Raw genomic sequence first — 19,145 nt, 5'->3', positions numbered from 1 at the left:
ACATATCTCTGTGGATAACTTTTATAATGTATATATTCTCGTTGGTTCGTCTTTATCTGTATCGTGTAATTCCACATGTGACACTGTATCGACATCATGATGATTTAACACTTGCTCTACACTCATACGTGCGAGTTCTTTGATGTTGTTGTCTTGACTTAAATGCGATAAATAAATTCGTTTCGTTCGATCTGTAATAACGTCCTTCATCGCATGTGCGGCGTCTTCGTTTGATACGTGTCCAACATCACTTAATATACGTTGCTTTGTTACCCATGGGTATCTACCCGCACGAAGCATATCGACGTCGTGGTTAGATTCAAATACGAATACGTCGCTATCTTTTATAATACCTTTCATCTCATCTGAGACGTATCCAGTATCTGTAATGACGGATAGTTTTTTATCATTTTGTGATAGGGTGTAAAACTGTGGATCTACCGCATCATGTGAGACGTTGAATGATTCGACATCTAAACCGATAATTTCTTTATAGTTTAATGCGTTAAATTCAAATTTTTGCTCTCTATTGACGTGAATATTTTTAGATTCAATAGCTTGCCATGTCTTTTTATTCGCGAATATCGGTATGTTATAACGCTTTGCGATGACTTTTAAACCTTTTATATGATCGCTATGCTCATGTGTGATTAAAATAGCGTCAATATCGTTTAATGATCGCTCTATTTTATTTAACGCAAGTTCTGTTCGTTTACATGTAAGACCCACATCGATTAAAAGACTACCTGATTCGGACTCAACATATATACAATTCCCTGTCGAGCCGCTCGCAAGTACGCTCATTTTCATTGTGGATGTCACTCACCTTCAATTATTTCTTCAGATGCATTGATTGCATCTACGTATATAATACGCGTTCTATCATCTTCTTCAATGACCAGTTTCCATTTCGGTCGCAATAATACTTGTTGATCTTCATCGTTTAAAAGTACGACGTAATGACCGAGTGTACTCGATTTTATAATCGCTTCATTTGAAATTACCTTTTCTTGAGCAAGTTCTTCAGCAAGTTTAATCGGATCATTCACTTGAACTTTTTTTGAATATTCGTTTACAGTGATATTAGAAATGTACCCCTGTTCAAAACGCAATGTGTTATCACTCGCTCTAACTACTTTGATACGCGCTGCGCTAATATTGAATATCGGAAGGGAGTCGTACATTTGATTATAGTAAATCGTGTCGGAAGTACTACTTTCTGAATCAAATGTATACTCACTGCCTCTATATATTTCTTTATCAATATGTGCTTTAACTATAGTCGCATCTAATTCTAAATCTTTTACTTCAACAATATTTCTAATTGTTCCACTTTGATCAGCCCCAGTTTCAGACTGAAACTCATGTTGCATACCGTTTAATACAGATAGTTTTATATTTTTTAGAGCATCGACGTTTGTTTTATAATCTGCACTTTTACTAATAGACTGACTTCTACTCGATTCGTGTCGTTCTTGTATATTATATTGATTATATAAAACTATCAACAATACGATATTGATGATTAAAAACACTGTAATATATATAGATTTACTTAGTTTCCAATCCATTACGCTTCCTCTCCAATATCGTATTTTATCCATTCTCCATCATATAAAATATACCAACTCGGTGTATACTCAACTACGTTTAACTCACTTTGATCTGTATTATGCTTTAAATCATATGCGATGATAATTTTGCTAACCTTTGATAGCTCATAATCTTCATGTAATACAATTTGGTAACGTACTTTTTCAATATCTTCTAACGTCACACTTAAATCAGAAGGAATGTTTGCATTTAACTGAATCATCGGTCGACTATATTCTGTGATTGTCGTCTTACCGATTTTCACGTAAATTTCACTCATAATTTCATCGCTAAAAACAATATAGTTATTTATAAGTGGTCGATACACTACGAGATTATCGTCGCTATCATACTCAAGTAGAGTATATCTTGACGTTAAGCCCATATGTCCATTTAAAAAGATGAATGACTTTTCAATCGAACGATAGGGGGACAGTTCATTAACGTCTGATCCTTTTAAATTCATAAACGTATATTGATAATTACTCGATGTATACGTCGCGATTTCAGTATCTGCTTCGTACACTGTAATATCTTTTGTTTGCTTTTGTTCTATATTTGATTGAGTAAACAGTGTTTCGTTCATTGCAGAAACACTGATTGTCGATGGTATAAATTGGTGTACAGTCTTTTTACCTGGCGACTTTGGACCGTATATCGCTGTCAGTCTGTTTGATGTCGCTTCGTTTGTAATCACCATCGAATAATCTGTAAATTTGTCACTATTTCGATTGATAATCTGTATAACTTCGTCTTTACCGACATCAATGCGATACGGTATAAACATCGTACGTTCACTGTTAAAAAAGTTAAAAACGACGTAATTGTCGTGCAACTCTAAAAACACACGATCAAACTGAAAATCTACAAAATTCTCATCGATTTCACTTTTTAACATCGTAAAAAATGTACGTGCAGGTATCTCTGAGTAATAATCAATTAAAAGCATCTCGCTACCTTCAATAAGTGCATCTGCTTTTAACTGATTAATGCTTTCTGGATGATTTAAAAATTGAACCTCTTTTTTGTTAAATAACTTCTGAATTTCAGCAATTACGTCTTTATCGACTGTTCCAATTTCTTCTTGTTCTGTTGCATAGACAACTTGATACGCTCGTATCACATCTCCAAACGTCACATCCTCACCTTGAGAGGCCATCGGTGACGGTGAAAGTGTTGTATCAATAGTTTCGAATTCTGCAGTATAACTCCAGCTTTTATATGTGAGTATACAACTTATAATGACGAGTAACGTTAGCACTACTGTTTTGACGTGTTCTTTATTCATCCCACTCATCCTCTTCAATATCTAAACAAGGTAAGTTAATGAAAATTGTCGTGCCTTCACCTTCAATACTCGTCGCCCAAATTTTACCGTCGTGCGCTTCGACAATCTCCTTAGAAATTGCGAGTCCAAGTCCAGTACCACCCATTTGACGTGTACGTGATTTATCGATTCTATAAAATCGATCGAAGATTTGATTGACATTTTTACCCGGTATTCCGAGACCGTGGTCTTTAATTCGTAACGTCATGCGTTTGTATAACGTGTTCTCTTGTAAGTGGAATTCAACCTTTTTTGGTGTACGTGTTTGATATTTTATAGCGTTAGTTATAACGTTATCAAGCACTTGCATCATCTTATCTATTGCGATTTCAGAATAGATTGGTTTGTTCGGTATATTTTTAGTAAATACAACCTCATCTTTAAATGTTACCGTGAATCGCTCGATAATATTTTCTAAGAACATATTAAAGTTCACAACTTCTTTATTGATTTCTTCGACTTCACTGTCCATACGTGAAAGTTGAAGTAAGTCTTCAACGAGTCGGGACATACGCTCTGTTTCTTCACGTGTAACTTTTAAAAATCGTGGCGCGATTTCGTCATCTTGCCATGCACCGTCTTCTAAAGCTTCGATATAACTATGCATCGAAGTGAGTGGGGTACGAAGCTCGTGAGATACGTTCGCAACGAATTCTCGACGCTCTCTTTCGAATTCTTCTTGTTCTGTAACGTCATGCATTACAGCGATAAATCCACTGACAAATCCAGTATCTTTAACGATAGCACTAAAGTTCACACGGACGATGCGGTTACCTTCTTTAGATTCTAAAAATATTAAATGAGACGTATCACGATCATCTAGTATATCGGATAACTCGAGTTCATCTTCAAGTCCGAGTTCTGTAATCATATTTTTATTTAAAATATCCTCGTACTTAACATCTAACATATATAACGCTGTGTCGTTTGCGAGACGTATTCCACCGCGTCTGTCAGATGAAATAATACCGTCTGACATATGTGTGATAACAGAGTCTAGTCGGTTCTTCTCACTTTCAGTATTCGCTTGTGCTTCTTGAACGCGTTTAGACAAGATATTGAACGATTCAGCAAGTTGACCAATTTCATCATCACTATATATTTGTACGCGAGACGTATAGTTACCCTCAGACATGAGAAGTGCTTGGTTTCTCATACTAATAATCGGTTTTGTAATCGTACGTGCAACAAATATACCGAGCGCTGTCGTAATAATGAGTGATATCGCAGTTGCGATAATAAATGTATTGTTAATTTTTTCGAGTTGCGAATATACGTTCTCGATGTTTGATGCAACGTATAGACTTCCAATTACTTTATCGTGTGCAATAACAGGAGAGTTCACAATCCACATACGTTTGTTATCATCCGCTTTACTTACGAATATATCATCATTTTGAGTGCCGGTTTCTAACGCTTCGTTTAACTCTTTTATGTTCACTCGAGAGTTTAACGTCGATTCGTTAGAAATCTTGCTCGTTGCAAGAAGTATTTGATCGGAGTTTACGTATCGAATTTCATTAATATCTGAACGATTACCATAATCATCGATCACTTTTTGTACTTCTTGCTGAAATTTATTACGATTGTTTTCATGTTCGCTATCGAGCTCGACGATACGCGTTTCGATTAAGTCAATTTGTGACTCGATGTTACTTTTAAAGTTTTCTGTTAAATCTCTTTCTAATACGTTTGTAAAATATAATCCGATAATTTGCATACCGATAATGATTAATAAAACGTATATAACGACGAGTTTAACTTGAAGAGATTGAATGTTTCGACGCCAATAGTTCAGCATTTAGTCGTCACCTTTTAAAAAGTATCCGACACCACGGCGTGTTAAAATGTACTCTGGATGACTAGAATCTGTTTCAATTTTCTCTCTTAAACGACGGATTGTTACGTCTACAGTACGTACATCTCCGAAGTAGTCATAACCCCAAACTGTTTCAAGTAAATGTTCACGTGTCATCACTTGCCCTGGATACTGTGCTAAATATTTTAATAACTCAAATTCACGTTGTGTAAGTTCGACTTCAACATCATTCTTTTTAACGAGATATGCATCTAGATCAATCGTAATCTCACGATTTGTGATGATGTTTTCATCTTTTTTAGCCTCTTCAGTTGACGGTGTTTTACGGCGTAAGTTTGCCTTAACACGTGCAATTAATTCACGTGCTGAAAATGGCTTCGTAACGTAATCATCCGCACCAAGTTCTAAACCGAGTACTTTGTCGATTTCGTCATCTTTTGCTGTTAACATAATAATCGGCATATCATGATATTTACGTACTTCTTTACAAATATCCATACCATCTTTACCCGGTAACATAATATCGAGCAAAATAAGATCTGGTACTTCTTCCATAATTAGTTCAAGGGCTTCGTTACCTTCGTGCGCAATTAAAACTTCGTAACCTTCTTTTTGTAAGTTAAATTCTAAAATCTCTGCGATTGGCTTTTCATCATCAACTACAACTATTTTAGCTGGCATTGTTTTCCCCCGTTCTAGAGAAAATAATATATCTCTATTTCTAAAATATTTATGTACATATTATTATACTATAACTATAAATTATACCACGAAAAATCCCACAGTATTAAACTGTGGGATACTCTTTTGACCATGCTTCAAATTCTTTTGTTGTACAGTAAACGAAATGACCGTTACCGAGGTCTCTCAGCATCAAATCTTCTTCGTCGGATTCGCTGTATTCTGTCGGTGTATATGGAATACGTTGACGTTCTTTCTCACTTTCAGGGTCTGGTTGTGGTACAGCCGAAAGTAGGGACTTCGTGTATGGATGAACTGGATTTTGATATAAGTCATCCGCTTCACCAATTTCTAGTAACTTACCTTTATACATCACTGCAATTCTATCTGAAATGTATTTAACCATCGATAAATCATGCGCGATAAATAGATACGCAAGTCCGCGTTCTTTTTGAATTTCTTTCATCATGTTAACGACTTGTGCTTGAATAGATACATCCAATGCTGAAATCGGTTCGTCTGCGATGATGAGTTTTGGATCAAATGATAACGCTCTTGCAATTCCTATACGTTGACGTTGACCACCTGAGAATTCGTGTGGATATCGTGAGGCGTGCTCTTTGTTTAGTCCCACAGATTCCAGTAACTCATGAACTTTAGCTTCACGTTCTTTTTTATTTTTATATAAACCGTGAATCTCATAACCTTCACTTAAAATTTCTTTTACTGTCATACGGGGATTTAACGACGCGTACGGATCTTGGAAAATCATCTGCATATTCTGATAAAACTGTTTCATTTCTTTATTGCTTAACTTTGTGACGTCTTTACCATCGAATATAACTTCTCCATCTGTTGGCTCGTATAGATTTATGATCGTTCGTCCTGTCGTGGATTTACCACAACCAGATTCTCCAACTAATCCAAGTGTTTCACCTGGTTGAATCGTAAATGACACATCATCTACAGCACGTACTGGATGATTAGAAGAGCCAAAGTATTTTTTTAAATGTTTTACTTCAAGTAGTGGTTTACTCAATGCTCTCACGATCCTTTTCTTTATATTTATTATAACGTGCACGAATCACTTCTGGAATTTCTGTTTTCGGCGCGTCTGGATGTAATCTCCATGTTTTTGCCATGTGAGTGTCACTCACTTTAAACATCGGTGGATTCTTTTCATAATCAATACGCATTGCTTGCGGGTTTCTCGCAGCGAATGCATCACCTTTTGGTGGATTCGTTAAGTCTGGTGGAGTACCTGGAATAGTACGTAATTTCTCACTACGGCTAGATGTTAAATCAGGCATCGAACCGAGAAGACCCCACGTATATGGATGTTGTGGATTATAGAAAATATCATCTACTGTTCCGATTTCTACAATCTCACCCGCATACATTACAGCTACTCTATCTGCGACGTTTGCTACGACTCCTAAATCGTGTGTTATAAATATAATCGACGTATCAAATTCTTTTTGAACACGTTTCATCACTTCTAGAATTTGTGCTTGAATCGTCACGTCTAGAGCAGTCGTTGGTTCATCAGCTATTAATAATTTTGGGTTTGCAGCGAGAGCAATCGCAATTACGACACGCTGTCTCATCCCACCAGAAAATTCGTGTGGATACTGTTTGACACCACGTTCTGGGTCTTTTATACCGACGAGCTCTAATAATTCAATTGCGCGACGATTTGCATCACTTTTAGAAATCTTTTGATGTTTAAGCATAACCTCTGTAATTTGCTTACCGATTTTCATCGTCGGATTTAAGCTTGTCATCGGATCTTGGAAAATCATACTAATATCATTACCACGAATTTTTTCCATCTGTTTATCGGATAATGTTAATAAATCCGTATCTCCGAACATAATTTCTCCGCCTTCATAAATTGCAGGGGGGACGGGAAGGAGTTGCATAATTGCCTGAGACGTTACACTTTTACCTGAACCTGATTCTCCAACAATTGCGAGTGTTTCTCCTTGTTTAATATCGAATGATACATTTCGAACCGCTTGTACTTTCCCAGCATACGTTTTAAAGTTAACTTTTAAGTCTTTGACTTTTAAAATTGGTTCCTTCATACGATCACTTCCTTAACTTTGGATCTAGTGCGTCACGTAGTCCATCTCCAACTGTATTAAACGCAAATATAGTTAAACTGATAAATGCAGCAGGGAAGAATAATCTCCACGGCGCATTTTGAAGTGCTGGATAACCGTCATTGGCCATCGTACCCCAACTTGCGAGTGGTGCAGGTACACCAAGTCCTAAGTAACTTAAAAACGCCTCTGTGAAAATTGCTGATGGGATTGTTAACGTCATTGTTACTAAAATTGCACCTAATGCGTTTGGAATTAGGTGTTTCATAATTAAATGTCCTGTAGATGCACCAAGAGTACGTGCCGCGAGTACATATTCTTGGTTTTTAAGTTTTAATATTTCAGAACGTGTGATACGTGCCATGTTCACCCAGCCTGTAATAGATAAGGCAATAATCATCGGTAGTAAACCTGGTTGCATGACGACGAGTAAAATAATAACGACGAGTAAATATGGTACTGCTGTGAGGATATCCGCAATTCTCATCATTATTTCATCTAAACAACCGCCTTTCATACCGGCAATCGCACCCCACGTCACTCCAATAATTAAATCAATGATTGCAGCAGCGAATCCAATAAATATCGAAATTCTTGCCCCTACAAAAACACGTGTAAATATATCTCGTCCTAAATCATCTGTACCAAAGAAGTAAGTACCGTTTGGTGCGATGTTGTAATCACCTGTTTGTTGACGATACGTAAAGTTAGAAAACATCGGAACAAAAGTTGCACCTAATATAATTAAAATCAGCGTAATTAAACCGATTAATGCAAGTTTGTTTTTTAAAAACCGCATTGTTACTTCTTGCCAGAAGGATATCGATTTTTTCGATAATTTTTCTGACTTTTCTGTTTCAACACCGACAATCTCAAAGTCTTCAGGGGAAAGTTTTATATTTTCTATTTTTGTCATTTCGATTTTCCTCCTCCAACTTTAATACGTGGATCGATAAATCCATATAAAATATCTACGATTAAGACCGCAAATAATAAGATGATTGAGTAGAATACTGTCGTACCCATAATGACTGTATAATCACGGTTTGTGATACTATTTACGAAGTGTTTACCGAGCCCTGGAATCGAAAATATTTCTTCGATAACAAAACTACCTGTTACAACCCCAGCTGTTAGTGGTCCTAAATACGTAACAACCGGTAATAATGCGTTTCGTAACGCATGTTTATAAGTAATTGTAACCTTTTTAATTCCTTTTGCTTTTGCCATCTTCACGTATTCTGAGTTTGTTTCTTCAAGCATTGAAGAGCGCGTCAGTTTCGCAATAAATGCCATAGGTGTCGCTGAGAGGGCAATCGCTGGTAAAACAGAATAAATAAACCCTTTCCAACCTGCGATAGGGAATATATCTAGTTTTAATGCTAAGTAATATTGTAATAACGTCGCCATAACGAAAGACGGTATCGATATCCCCAACACAGCGATGATGGTCGTCAAGTAGTCCGGCCACCTATTATGGAATAAGGCTCCAATAACCCCAATTAATACACCGAAAGCGACTGCTAGAAACATCGCTTCTAACCCTAATGTCATTGACACTGGGAAACTTTCTTTAATAATATCGTTTGTCTCACGATATTTATATTTCATCGAAGTACCGAAATCACCTTTTGCTGTATCTATTAAATAATCTTTATATTGAATGTACCATGGGTTGTCTAAACCGTATTGTGCATTTAAGTTTGCTTCAATTTCTGGAGGTAATGCACGTTCAGATGCAAATGGGTTACCTGGCGCGAGTCTCATTAAGAAAAACGTTGCCGTAATAATCAGCCATAATGCAAGTAATATATATAAGAGTCGTTTACCTATATACGCTAACACCGGTGTAGCCTCCTTATAAAAAATTAAAGGTGAGCACTTAGACTCACCTTTGTTAACTTTTTTTATTCATTAACTTTAACGTACTTAAGCTGTAAGTTACTAAGTGGATCTGGATCCATGTTGCTCACACGGTCAGATTTAACTGCGATATTTGTATAGAAGTAAATAGGAGAGACTGGGAAGTCTTTCATAAATAATTCTTCTGCATCTTTAAGTAATTGAGTACGTGTTGCTTCGTCAGTTTCGACTGTCGCTTTATCAAGAATATCTTGGTACTCCTTACTTTCCCAGCCAGTTGTGTTATTTCCACCTTTACGTTTGTATAACTCTAAGAAGTTGTACGGATCGTTAAAGTCTCCAACCCATCCGTAACGACCAGCTTGATAGTCTAAGCTCTTGAGCTCTTCTAAGTAAACTTGCCACTCAGAGTTGTCTAACGTAACATCTATACCTAATGTATCAATCCAGTTTTGCTGAACGAACTGCATGATCGCAGCGTGAGCTTCACTTGTGTTATAAGATAATGTAATTTTAACTTCTGATGGGCTATTTAAACCTAATTCCTCTAAACCTTTTTCTAATGCTTCTTTAGCTGCTTCTGCATCGTTAGATTTAAAGTAATCTCTGTGGTCTTCGAAACCTTTCATCGTTAATGGTACTAATCCAGAAGCTGGTTCTTGTTCACCTTTAGTAACGTTGTCGATTAAACCTTGACGGTCAATCGCTGTCGTTAACGCTTCACGGATATTTTTGTTTTTAAGAATGTCGTCTTCAGTGTTGAACGTAATCATGTAAGTTCCCGCCATATCTGAAACAGAGAGATCTCCTGATTCTTTGAAGCGATCTAACGCGTTTAAGTCTACAGAGTTAAACGGTGCACCTAGGTAGTCTAAGTTTCCTGCTTCAAACTCTTTTAATGCTGTTGCTTCACTTTCGATAATACGAACGTTTACAACATCTACATCAACATTGTCTTTGTCCCAATATTCATCGTTTTTCTTTAATACGATTTCAGAGCTTGATGCAAATTTATCTAAGTTGAAAGGACCATTTCCAATGTAGTTTTCGTTGTTTGGATTCTTGTATGCATCTGGATCCTCTTCAGCAACTTTAGAGTTTACAGGATAGTACGTATAGAATGCTGTTAACTCATCGAAGAATGGTGTTGGGTTTACAAGCTCAACTTCTAAAGTTTTATCGTCAAGCGCTGTAACTTTTACATCATCCGCTGAACCCTCACCAGTGTTATATTCTTCTGCACCTTGAATGTAGTAAAGTTGGTATGCATAGTCTGCTGCATTTTCAGGATTTAATGCCCATTTCCACGCAAATTCGAAATCGTGTGCTGTCACAGGATCTCCATTTGCCCACTTTCCATCACGTAATGTGTATGTATAAGTTTTTCCATCTTCAGAAACATCAATTTTTTCCGCCATACCTTCTACAGGTGTACCGTCAGAATCTAAACGTGTAAGACCTTCAAATACACTTGCTACAATTACACCTGAAGTTGTATCTGTTGCAAGCGCTGGGTGGAATGCTGGTGGGTCTTGGTTAATAGAAACGTTTAATTCTTTTAACGCTTCACCATCTTCATTACTAGAAGAGTCGCTGCCACCGCCACCAAAATCACACGCTGCTAATACAAGTACAAGTCCAAGTAATAACATGAGTGTTCTTAGTTTATTCATATATTTCTCCCCCTTTTTTATGAACGCGTTTTCTTAAAACGTTTTCATATTTTTATTTTAATCATTTTAACTATAAATTGTCAATAGTAATAATAATTTTTTCAGACTATTCTAATAATATAAAATTCCATAAAAAAATCCTCTAGCGATATTTCACTAGAGGATACTTACGGTCCCGACGGGAATCGAACCCGCGATCTCCTGCGTGACAGGCAGGCATGTTAACCGCTACACCACGGGACCAATTCAGATAAGTAAACAAAATAAAAATGACCCCTACGGGACTCGAACCCGTGTTACCGCCGTGAAAGGGCGGTGTCTTAACCGCTTGACCAAGGGGCCAGTTATCTGAACACAAGACTTATTATAGCATGGTGGTAATTTAAAGCAAGGTTTTTTTGAATATTTTTAAAAGTTTTTTTCTAATTAATCTTTTGATTAGATTTTTTATTGAAAAATTTGGTATGAATAAGAAAAGGGCTATCTCGTTTTGAGATAGCCTTTAAATATTACTCCCATAAATCTGAGAGTAGGTTTGTTTGTTCTCTGTCGGGTCCTACTGAGAATATTGAAATTTGAACACCACATAGACGTTCGATTTCTTTTAAGTAGTTTAGTGCGTTCTCAGGTAGATCTTCTAAACGACGTACTCCTGTAATATCTTCTTTCCAACCTGGATATTCTTTATAGATTGGTTTTGCTTTTTGTAATTCTTCAAGTGTTGCAGGATACTCTGTAATTTCTTTTCCATCGATTTCATAAGCGACACAAATTTTAACAGTATCTAATCCACTTAATACGTCAATTGAGTTTAGTGATAAGTCTGTAATCCCACTTACACGGCGTGAGTGACGTACTACAACTGAGTCAAACCAACCGACACGTCTTGGGCGTCCTGTTGTCGTACCGTATTCACGACCAATTTCACGAATATGATGACCATCTTCGTCGAATAGCTCAGTAGGGAATGGACCATCTCCAACACGTGACGTATATGCTTTACATACGCCGATAATATGCTTAATGAATGTCGGTCCAACACCACAACCAACTGTTACGTTACCTGCGATTGGATTTGATGACGTGACGAATGGGTATGTACCGTGGTCGATGTCTAACATAACACCTTGAGCACCTTCAAATAATACACGTTCATTTGCTTTAAATGAATCGTCTAAAATTTTTGCTGTGTCACATACATATGGACGTAAGCGATCAGCTGCTTTTTTATATGTGTCATAAATTTCTTCAAATTCAAATCCTTCGTGATTGAAGAGTGATTTTAAATAATGGTTTTTATATTCAATATTTTCTTTGAGGCGTTTTTTAAACACTTCATCGTTCACTAAATCAGCCATACGAATTCCAATACGTTGAACTTTGTCTACGTAACATGGTCCGATTCCTCTTTTTGTCGTACCAATCTTATTGTCACCACGTGCTTCTTCTTCTAATTCATCTTGAGCGATATGGTAGGGTAGGACGACATTTGCACGGTTTGAAATTCTTAAGTTATCAACGTTAATACCACGTGCTTCTAAACCGTCGAGCTCTTTAATAAGTGATAGTGGATCAATTACAACACCGTTACCGATTAATGCGATTTTATCATCTGCAAAAATTCCAGACGGTACTAAATGTAATTTGTATGTTTCTCCACCAAATTGAATCGTGTGACCCGCGTTATTTCCTCCAGAGAAACGAGCGATGACTTTTGCTTCTTCAGCTAAAAAGTCTGTAATTTTACCTTTACCTTCGTCTCCCCATTGTGTTCCGACTACTACTGTTCCAGACATAAAAAAAGCCTCCATTAAGTCTAATTTAACCGTATTATACTTTATCACTAAATACGGCTAAAATCAATTAAAATAAGCACTTCTAAACGTTTAGAAGTGCTTTAATGTTAGCTCCCCGGTGGGATGTATCCATCTTCAAATTCTTGAACCGCAAGATCTATAAAGTTACTATGTTGTTTATTAAACATTAATTTAACTGTTCCAGTCGGTCCGTTACGATGTTTTGCAATGATGATTTCTATTTCATCTTGAGTACTTTGTGCGCCTTCATCGTCTTCACCTTCACCGCGATTGTAATAATCATCACGATATAAAAATGCAACGATGTCCGCATCTTGCTCAATCGATCCAGATTCACGTAAGTCACTCATCATCGGACGTTTATCTTGCCTAGATTCAACACTACGTGAGAGCTGAGACAATGCAATGACTGGACATTCCATTTCACGTGCCAGAGCTTTTAACATACGTGAAATTTCAGATACTTCTTGTTGTCTATTTTCACTATTTCTTCGACTAGATCCTTGAATTAGTTGTAAGTAGTCGATAATAATTAAATCGAGACCGTGTTGTGCTTTTAGCTTAATACACTTTGAACGAATCTCATTTACACGTATACCTGGTGTATCATCTATGAAAATATTTGTATCTGATAATTTACCAGTAACGTGTGCTAAGTTGTCCCATTCTTCTTGGTTGAGCTGTCTATTTCTTAAACTCGATGAATCGATATGTCCAACACTTGAAATCATACGTGTCGCGAGTTGTTCTGCACCCATTTCGAGTGAGAATATTGCGACTGTATTTTTATTAGTGCTAGACATTCCTACGTTTTCTGCAATGTTTAATGCAAAAGCTGTTTTACCCATCGACGGACGCGCTGCGAGAATGATTAGATCATTCGGTTGTAGACCACTCGTCATTTTATCGAGTTGTCGATAACCTGTTGGTATCCCTGTAATACCTTTGTTATCGAGTTTTGAGTATTCATCGATTTCTGTGAAAATATCGTAAACGACATCTCTCATCGTTTTAAATCCGTCACGTCTACGGTCTTTTTCGATATCCATCATCGATTTTTCTGCTTCAGCAATTAATTCCTCGACATTAGTCTCAGGGTTGAAACTATCTAATGATAGACGCTCTGCTTTTCGAATTAGAACACGTCTCAACGAATTTTTACGTATAATATCTGCATATTCTTCCCAATTGGATGACGTCGGTGACATTTCAAATAAATTTGTTAAATACGATAATCCACCGACATCATTGACTATATTTTTTACTTTAAAGTGTTCCATGAGTAGTAGTGGGCTAATCTTTTTATTCGCTTGATTTACCTCGAGCATACTACTATAAATGAGTTGGTGTGCGCGTTCATAAAAATCATCGATTTCTAACGTCGTCTCGACGTCTATCATAATCTCTGGATCTATTAAAACCGCACCGAGTAGTGCTTGTTCTGCATCGGTACTATGTGGCATTTGACGCGGAAAATGATTGTTATTTTCCATGACGACACCTCTTACTGTTCTACGACGTGAATTTTAAGTACTGCAGTAACTTCTTGATGTAACTTCACATCTACTTTATGATATCCAAGTGCTTTTAGTGGTTCAGGCATATCTAATTTTCTACGGTCGAGTTTAATGTCATGTTCTTTTTTATACGCTTCAATAACTTGTTTAGAACTCACTGAACCGAATAGACGACCATCTTCACCAGATTTCATTTTAATCGTAACTTCTAACTGTTCTAATTTTTCCTTTAACGCTTTTGCGTCCTCAAGCTCTTCACGTGCTGCTTCACGTTTTTGTTCTTGTTGAGCTTCTAATTTTTTTAAGTTAGCTGGAGTAGCTTCTTCTGCAAGTCCTTTTTTAAATAAAAAGTTTTGTGCATAACCTGCAGCAACTTCTTTTACTTCTCCTGCTTTACCGATATTCTTAACATCTTTTAATAGAATGACTTTCATTCTTCTTCACTCCTAATATCTTTCATTTGGTCTATGACATGTTTTAACTCGTCATATAACTCGTCCATCGTCACATCTGTACGTCTCGTTGCAGCGTTTGTTAAATGCCCACCGCCGCCGAGCTCTTCCATAATAATTTGTACATTAATATCTCCTAAAGATCGTGCAGAAATTCCAATTGAATCATCTTCACGTGTCGCAATAACAAACGATGCACGTACACCTTCAATTTGAAGTAGAGAGTCAGCTGCTTGTGCGACAGTGACTGGATGATATGTCATCGTTTGGTCTGCTTTAACGATCGCAATACCATCAGAGTCTATCTCAGCAGATTTTATGAGATCACTACGTGCGATAAACGTATCGATATCATCTTTTAAGAACGTCTGAGCGAGTACTGGGTCAGCACCGTTTGAACGTAAGTAACTCGCTGCATCAAACGTACGACTACCTGTACGTAACGTATAGTTTCTCGTATCGACGATAATACCCGTCAACATAATCGTCGCTTCTAAACGTGACATTTTATGTTCTTGATACTGATACTCAAGTAGCTCTGCGACAAGTTCACATGCACTAGATGCATATGGTTCCATGTACACAAGTAGTGGGTTAGAAATCATTTCATCCGCACGTCTATGGTGGTCGATAACAACTTTACGCGTTGCTTTATTTAAAATATCGGTATCGAGCACCATCGATGGTCGATGCGTATCAACGACGACGACTGTCGTGCCTGGCGTCATTAAGTCAAATGCATCTTCTGATGAAATAAATGTTTCATATATATGTTCGTGGTCACGTACTTCGTTCATCATACGTGTTAACGTATCGTCTAAGTCTGACTCATTTAATACAATATGTGCATCGATTCCGTTTGATTTTGCGATTTTCGCAACACCAATACTCGCACCGATTGAGTCGACGTCAGGATTTTTATGACCCATAATTAAGACATTTTCACCTTCAAGTAACAAGTCACGTAGGGCATGCGCCATAACACGAGCTTTTACGCGTGTACGTTTTTCCATCGGATCTGTTTTACCACCATAAAAACGTGCTGAACCGTTCACTGCTTTAATTGCTACTTGGTCACCACCGCGTCCGAGCGCTAAGTCTAACGCAGATTGTGCGAGTTGTCCGATTTCAATGTAATCTGTCGATCCTTCACCAAGACCGATAGATAACGTAACCTGTGCGCCCATTTCTTGAGTAGATTCACGCACTTTATCGAGTAGTTGAAAACGTGTGTCCTCGACCGCTTCAAGACTGACATTTTCCATAACAATCATAAAACGGTCATTTGAAAATCTACGAATGTACACATGGTGTTCTTCAGCCCATTCGTTAATCGTTGACATAATGAGATTATTTAACTCACTTTTTAAGTTTTCTGTCATGTTTTGAGTGACATCATCATAGTTATCTAGAAACAAAATACCAATGACAGGTTTTCTATCATCAAGTTTTTTTCTCAATTTTTTTTCATTTGTAATATCAATAAAATGAAGCATCGATAACTCTTCTTCATAAAAAACTTTGTATGACTTACCTTCATAGACTGTTTCCGTCTGAGTTAAATTGTTTGTTTTAATCATCGTTAACAAATTCGGAAATACTGTATTAATCGGTTCGTTATACAGTTCTTCTGGCATTTTCTCTTCCATGTAGGCGTTCATCCATATAATTTCGTCGTCATCATTAATCATAATCATGCCGACTGGCATATGGTCTGCCGTATACTCTTTTCCTTTTGCGATATCATCTGCTAGCACTCTTAAATTTTTCTCTGATAATGTTAGCCAACGATTAGCGTATATATATACGAGTGCTAATAAAATCCCACTTACTAAAAAGCTCAGTACTCCAAAACTAAAGTGGTTGATAAATATAAATGTACTCAATATCACGATGTGTAAAAGAATAATACTAAACGGAATGAGTATGAGTTTTTTATCGAGTACTTTAAACATGTGCTATTTCCCCCCTGTCTCAATACGTCGTCTAAATCTAAATAACATATCTATAAATCCAACAAATAATGTAATTGGTTTAAGAATGACTGAAACAATCATAATGAGTACAATCCATACAATGTTAAGTTCTTTATGTTTTAAAAAGTATAAAACAAATGCTAAACCATGTATGTATATAATCCACTCTAAAATTACCATTGAGTTCATGACAATCGCATAAACTGCATCACCTAACGTATTTTGAAATAGCGTTAAGATCATAAATCCAAAATAAATATAAGCGATATTTCTCGGGAAAACCCATTTACTAAATGGTACATATGTCCAAAGTTGAGATTTGTCTGTGACTAATACTCGAATCATTAGTACCGTATAGAGTGCAATCACAAAACTCACTACAAAAAATTGTGATGGAATTAATGTGAAAAATCCTTTTACTGACTGAATAATCATTTCTGTATCAAATGTTTGACCAGTAATGCTCGATACGTCATTTAACTGTTCTGTGTAAAACGAAATCATTCGTGATTCTATATGTCCAAAAGACGGAATCACATTAAATGCTTGGAGAATGAGAACACTAGATAACGATAGTATACCCATTAAAAACGTTAAATATGTAAGTGTAACTTCTTGTGTGAAACGTTGTTTCAACGTACCTTCAAGTAATAAGACTGAACACACGATAACAATAAACATCACAAATGATAGTATTGAAAATCCGTATAGTGTTGGAATCCATATGATGAAAACCGTTATAAAAAATGTACGATCAGATTTGAACTTAATATCTAATAATAAATAGATGACAAACGGAACGAGTAAAAATCCGAGTATAAATGTAAAGTCGGTTAGTAAAAATAATATTAAACTCACAGCGATTGCTGATACAACTTTTAAATAAGGTATATCTTGTTTCAAAATTACACACCCTAAGCTTATAAAAATATGCTCCTATGAAATAGGAGCATTCAATATTATTATACCTTTTCGATGATAGATTGACCACCCATGTACGGTCTTAGTACCTCTGGGATAGTTACCGTTCCATCTTCATTTTGATAATTTTCAATAATTGCTGCCATCGTACGTCCAACAGCTAAACCACTTCCGTTTAACGTGTGTACATATTCAGGTTTTGAATCTTTGTCTCGTTTGAAGCGGATGTTTGCACGGCGTGCTTGGAAATCTGTCATGTTTGAAATTGAACTGATTTCTCTGTAGTCACCGTATTGTGGTAACCAAACTTCAACGTCATACGTTTTTGCTGAACCAAATCCGATATCACCCGTACATAAAATAACTGTGCGGTGTGGGATTTCTAATAAGTTTAAAATATTTTCAGCATGACGTGTCATTTCTTCTAACACTTCAAATGAATCTTCTGGCTTTTCAAAGCGCATCATTTCAACTTTATTAAATTGGTGAAGTCGGATAAGTCCTCTCGTATCACGACCAGCTGAACCCGCTTCACTACGGAAACATGCTGTAGCTGCTGCAAACTTTGTCGGCACATCTTCACTTTGTAAGATTTCATTCGCAAAATAGTTTGTTAATGTTACTTCTGAAGTTGGAATAGTGTACATTGATTCGTCTTGAATTTTAAATAAATCCTCTTCGAATTTTGGCAACTGTCCTGTTCCGTACATTGCGTCTCCACGAACGATTTGTGGTGTCATCATTTCTTTATAACCATTTTCTCTATGGACATCTAACATAAAGTTAATTAATGCACGCTCTAAACGTGCACCTTCACCTGTTAAATATACAAAACGTGAGCCTGATACTTTTGATGCGCGTTCAAAATCAGCCATTTTAAGCTCTTCAAGAAGTTCCCAATGCGCTTTTGGTTCAAAGTCAAATGTTTTCTGTTCACCTGTACGACGTACTTCAACGTTTTCTGAGTCATCTTTACCAACAGGTACTTCATCGTCAATTAAATTTGGAACACGGTCTAAACGATAGTGTAATTCGTATTCGACTTCTTTTAACTCATTATCGATTTCAGAAATACGTTTACCGACTTCTTGCATTGCTTGAATATCCGCATCTGCATCTTCTTTGTTACGCTTTTTTTCTGCGATGTTTTGAGATACGGTATTACGTTCTGCTTTTAACTCTTCTGTTTCTTTTAATAACGTACGGCGTTTTTCATCGTACTCAATAATCTCATCGATAACGACTGGATCCATTTCACGTTTTTTTGTTTTGTCTTTTACAATGTCTGTGTTGTTACGAATAAACTTAATATCTAACATTTATTTTCCTCCTAAATTTACTTGTAGATACAAAAAACCACGCCCCAATATACAAAAGGGACGTGGTTATATACGCGTTGCC

Annotated in this window: 16 protein-coding genes, 2 tRNA genes and 1 other annotated feature (1 of these 19 running past the window's edge); all 18 genes read right to left on the bottom strand. The window is 36.6% G+C overall.

The window, feature by feature from the left end:
• Nucleotides 1-21: 21 nt before the first annotated feature.
• Nucleotides 22-822, bottom strand: a complete 801-nt coding sequence (locus tag BBS29_RS03575; RefSeq protein WP_371440757.1) for an MBL fold metallo-hydrolase — start codon at nt 820-822, stop codon at nt 22-24.
• Complete coding sequence (gene yycI / locus BBS29_RS03570; RefSeq protein ID WP_068129109.1) at nt 819-1,571, bottom strand: two-component system regulatory protein YycI; 753 nt, start codon at nt 1,569-1,571, stop codon at nt 819-821. Before yycI ends, BBS29_RS03575 begins: the two co-directional genes overlap by 4 nt.
• On the bottom strand, nt 1,571-2,881 hold the full coding sequence (locus BBS29_RS03565) for a YycH family regulatory protein (protein WP_068129107.1): 1,311 nt from the start codon (nt 2,879-2,881) through the stop codon (nt 1,571-1,573). Before BBS29_RS03565 ends, yycI begins: the two co-directional genes overlap by 1 nt.
• Nucleotides 2,874-4,721, bottom strand: a complete 1,848-nt coding sequence (gene walK / locus BBS29_RS03560) for a cell wall metabolism sensor histidine kinase WalK (protein WP_068129105.1) — start codon at nt 4,719-4,721, stop codon at nt 2,874-2,876. Before walK ends, BBS29_RS03565 begins: the two co-directional genes overlap by 8 nt.
• Nucleotides 4,722-5,420 carry a response regulator YycF gene (gene yycF / locus BBS29_RS03555; RefSeq protein ID WP_068129103.1) on the bottom strand — a complete coding sequence of 233 codons (699 nt, stop codon included), beginning with the start codon at nt 5,418-5,420 and terminating at the stop codon, nt 4,722-4,724. It lies immediately after the preceding gene.
• A 106-nt stretch (nt 5,421-5,526) separates the two neighbouring features.
• A complete protein-coding gene (locus tag BBS29_RS03550) occupies nt 5,527-6,459 on the bottom strand; it encodes an ABC transporter ATP-binding protein (protein WP_068129101.1) in 933 nt (310 codons plus the stop codon).
• Nucleotides 6,452-7,507, bottom strand: a complete 1,056-nt coding sequence (locus tag BBS29_RS03545) for an ABC transporter ATP-binding protein (RefSeq protein WP_068129098.1) — start codon at nt 7,505-7,507, stop codon at nt 6,452-6,454. Before BBS29_RS03545 ends, BBS29_RS03550 begins: the two co-directional genes overlap by 8 nt.
• Before the next feature lie 4 nt (nt 7,508-7,511).
• A complete protein-coding gene (locus BBS29_RS03540; protein ID WP_068129096.1) occupies nt 7,512-8,441 on the bottom strand; it encodes an ABC transporter permease in 930 nt (309 codons plus the stop codon).
• The gene (locus BBS29_RS03535) at nt 8,438-9,370 is read right to left on the bottom strand and encodes an ABC transporter permease (protein WP_068129094.1); all 933 of its coding nucleotides are present in this window, start codon (nt 9,368-9,370) and stop codon (nt 8,438-8,440) included. The genes BBS29_RS03540 and BBS29_RS03535 overlap by 4 nt, the downstream gene beginning before the upstream one ends.
• 62 nt (nt 9,371-9,432) lie before the next feature.
• Nucleotides 9,433-11,061, bottom strand: a complete 1,629-nt coding sequence (locus BBS29_RS03530) for a peptide ABC transporter substrate-binding protein (RefSeq protein ID WP_068129092.1) — start codon at nt 11,059-11,061, stop codon at nt 9,433-9,435.
• Nucleotides 11,062-11,231: 170 nt separating this feature from the next.
• A tRNA-Asp gene (locus tag BBS29_RS03525) sits at nt 11,232-11,304 on the bottom strand.
• Nucleotides 11,305-11,331: 27 nt separating this feature from the next.
• A tRNA-Glu gene (locus BBS29_RS03520) sits at nt 11,332-11,403 on the bottom strand.
• 167 nt (nt 11,404-11,570) lie between these two features.
• Nucleotides 11,571-12,857, bottom strand: a complete 1,287-nt coding sequence (locus BBS29_RS03515) for an adenylosuccinate synthase (RefSeq protein WP_068129090.1) — start codon at nt 12,855-12,857, stop codon at nt 11,571-11,573.
• A 107-nt stretch (nt 12,858-12,964) separates the two neighbouring features.
• A complete protein-coding gene (gene dnaB / locus BBS29_RS03510; RefSeq protein ID WP_068129088.1) occupies nt 12,965-14,371 on the bottom strand; it encodes a replicative DNA helicase in 1,407 nt (468 codons plus the stop codon).
• 11 nt (nt 14,372-14,382) lie between these two features.
• On the bottom strand, nt 14,383-14,829 hold the full coding sequence (gene rplI, locus BBS29_RS03505) for a 50S ribosomal protein L9 (protein WP_068129086.1): 447 nt from the start codon (nt 14,827-14,829) through the stop codon (nt 14,383-14,385).
• On the bottom strand, nt 14,826-16,802 hold the full coding sequence (locus BBS29_RS03500; RefSeq protein WP_068129083.1) for a DHH family phosphoesterase: 1,977 nt from the start codon (nt 16,800-16,802) through the stop codon (nt 14,826-14,828). Before BBS29_RS03500 ends, rplI begins: the two co-directional genes overlap by 4 nt.
• 3 nt (nt 16,803-16,805) lie before the next feature.
• Nucleotides 16,806-17,726 carry a DUF2232 domain-containing protein gene (locus BBS29_RS03495; RefSeq protein ID WP_068129081.1) on the bottom strand — a complete coding sequence of 307 codons (921 nt, stop codon included), beginning with the start codon at nt 17,724-17,726 and terminating at the stop codon, nt 16,806-16,808.
• 59 nt (nt 17,727-17,785) lie between these two features.
• Nucleotides 17,786-19,063, bottom strand: coding sequence for a serine--tRNA ligase (serS, locus tag BBS29_RS03490; RefSeq protein ID WP_068129079.1), 1,278 nt, complete (start codon nt 19,061-19,063; stop codon nt 17,786-17,788).
• Between the two features lie 53 nt (nt 19,064-19,116).
• Nucleotides 19,117-19,145: a binding site (T-box leader), on the bottom strand (it continues 166 nt past the right edge of the window).

The organism is Nosocomiicoccus ampullae (assembly GCF_001696685.1).
GTDB lineage: Bacteria > Bacillota > Bacilli > Staphylococcales > Salinicoccaceae > Nosocomiicoccus > Nosocomiicoccus ampullae_A.
This window is presented reverse-complemented; position numbering and strand designations above follow the sequence as displayed.

Excerpts from the sequence above, each read along its gene's own strand:
- BBS29_RS03545 (WP_068129098.1), bottom strand. The coding sequence starts at position 7,507 with ATGAAGGAACCAATTTTAAAAGTCAAAGACTTAAAAGTTAACTTTAAA.
- yycI (WP_068129109.1), bottom strand. The coding sequence starts at position 1,571 with ATGGATTGGAAACTAAGTAAATCTATATATATTACAGTGTTTTTAATC.
- dnaB (WP_068129088.1), bottom strand. The coding sequence starts at position 14,371 with ATGGAAAATAACAATCATTTTCCGCGTCAAATGCCACATAGTACCGAT.
- rplI (WP_068129086.1), bottom strand. The coding sequence starts at position 14,829 with ATGAAAGTCATTCTATTAAAAGATGTTAAGAATATCGGTAAAGCAGGA.
- walK (WP_068129105.1), bottom strand. The coding sequence starts at position 4,721 with ATGCTGAACTATTGGCGTCGAAACATTCAATCTCTTCAAGTTAAACTC.
- yycF (WP_068129103.1), bottom strand. The coding sequence starts at position 5,420 with ATGCCAGCTAAAATAGTTGTAGTTGATGATGAAAAGCCAATCGCAGAG.
- BBS29_RS03530 (WP_068129092.1), bottom strand. The coding sequence starts at position 11,061 with ATGAATAAACTAAGAACACTCATGTTATTACTTGGACTTGTACTTGTA.
- BBS29_RS03515 (WP_068129090.1), bottom strand. The coding sequence starts at position 12,857 with ATGTCTGGAACAGTAGTAGTCGGAACACAATGGGGAGACGAAGGTAAA.
- BBS29_RS03500 (WP_068129083.1), bottom strand. The coding sequence starts at position 16,802 with ATGTTTAAAGTACTCGATAAAAAACTCATACTCATTCCGTTTAGTATT.
- BBS29_RS03565 (WP_068129107.1), bottom strand. The coding sequence starts at position 2,881 with ATGAATAAAGAACACGTCAAAACAGTAGTGCTAACGTTACTCGTCATT.
- serS (WP_068129079.1), bottom strand. The coding sequence starts at position 19,063 with ATGTTAGATATTAAGTTTATTCGTAACAACACAGACATTGTAAAAGAC.
- BBS29_RS03540 (WP_068129096.1), bottom strand. The coding sequence starts at position 8,441 with ATGACAAAAATAGAAAATATAAAACTTTCCCCTGAAGACTTTGAGATT.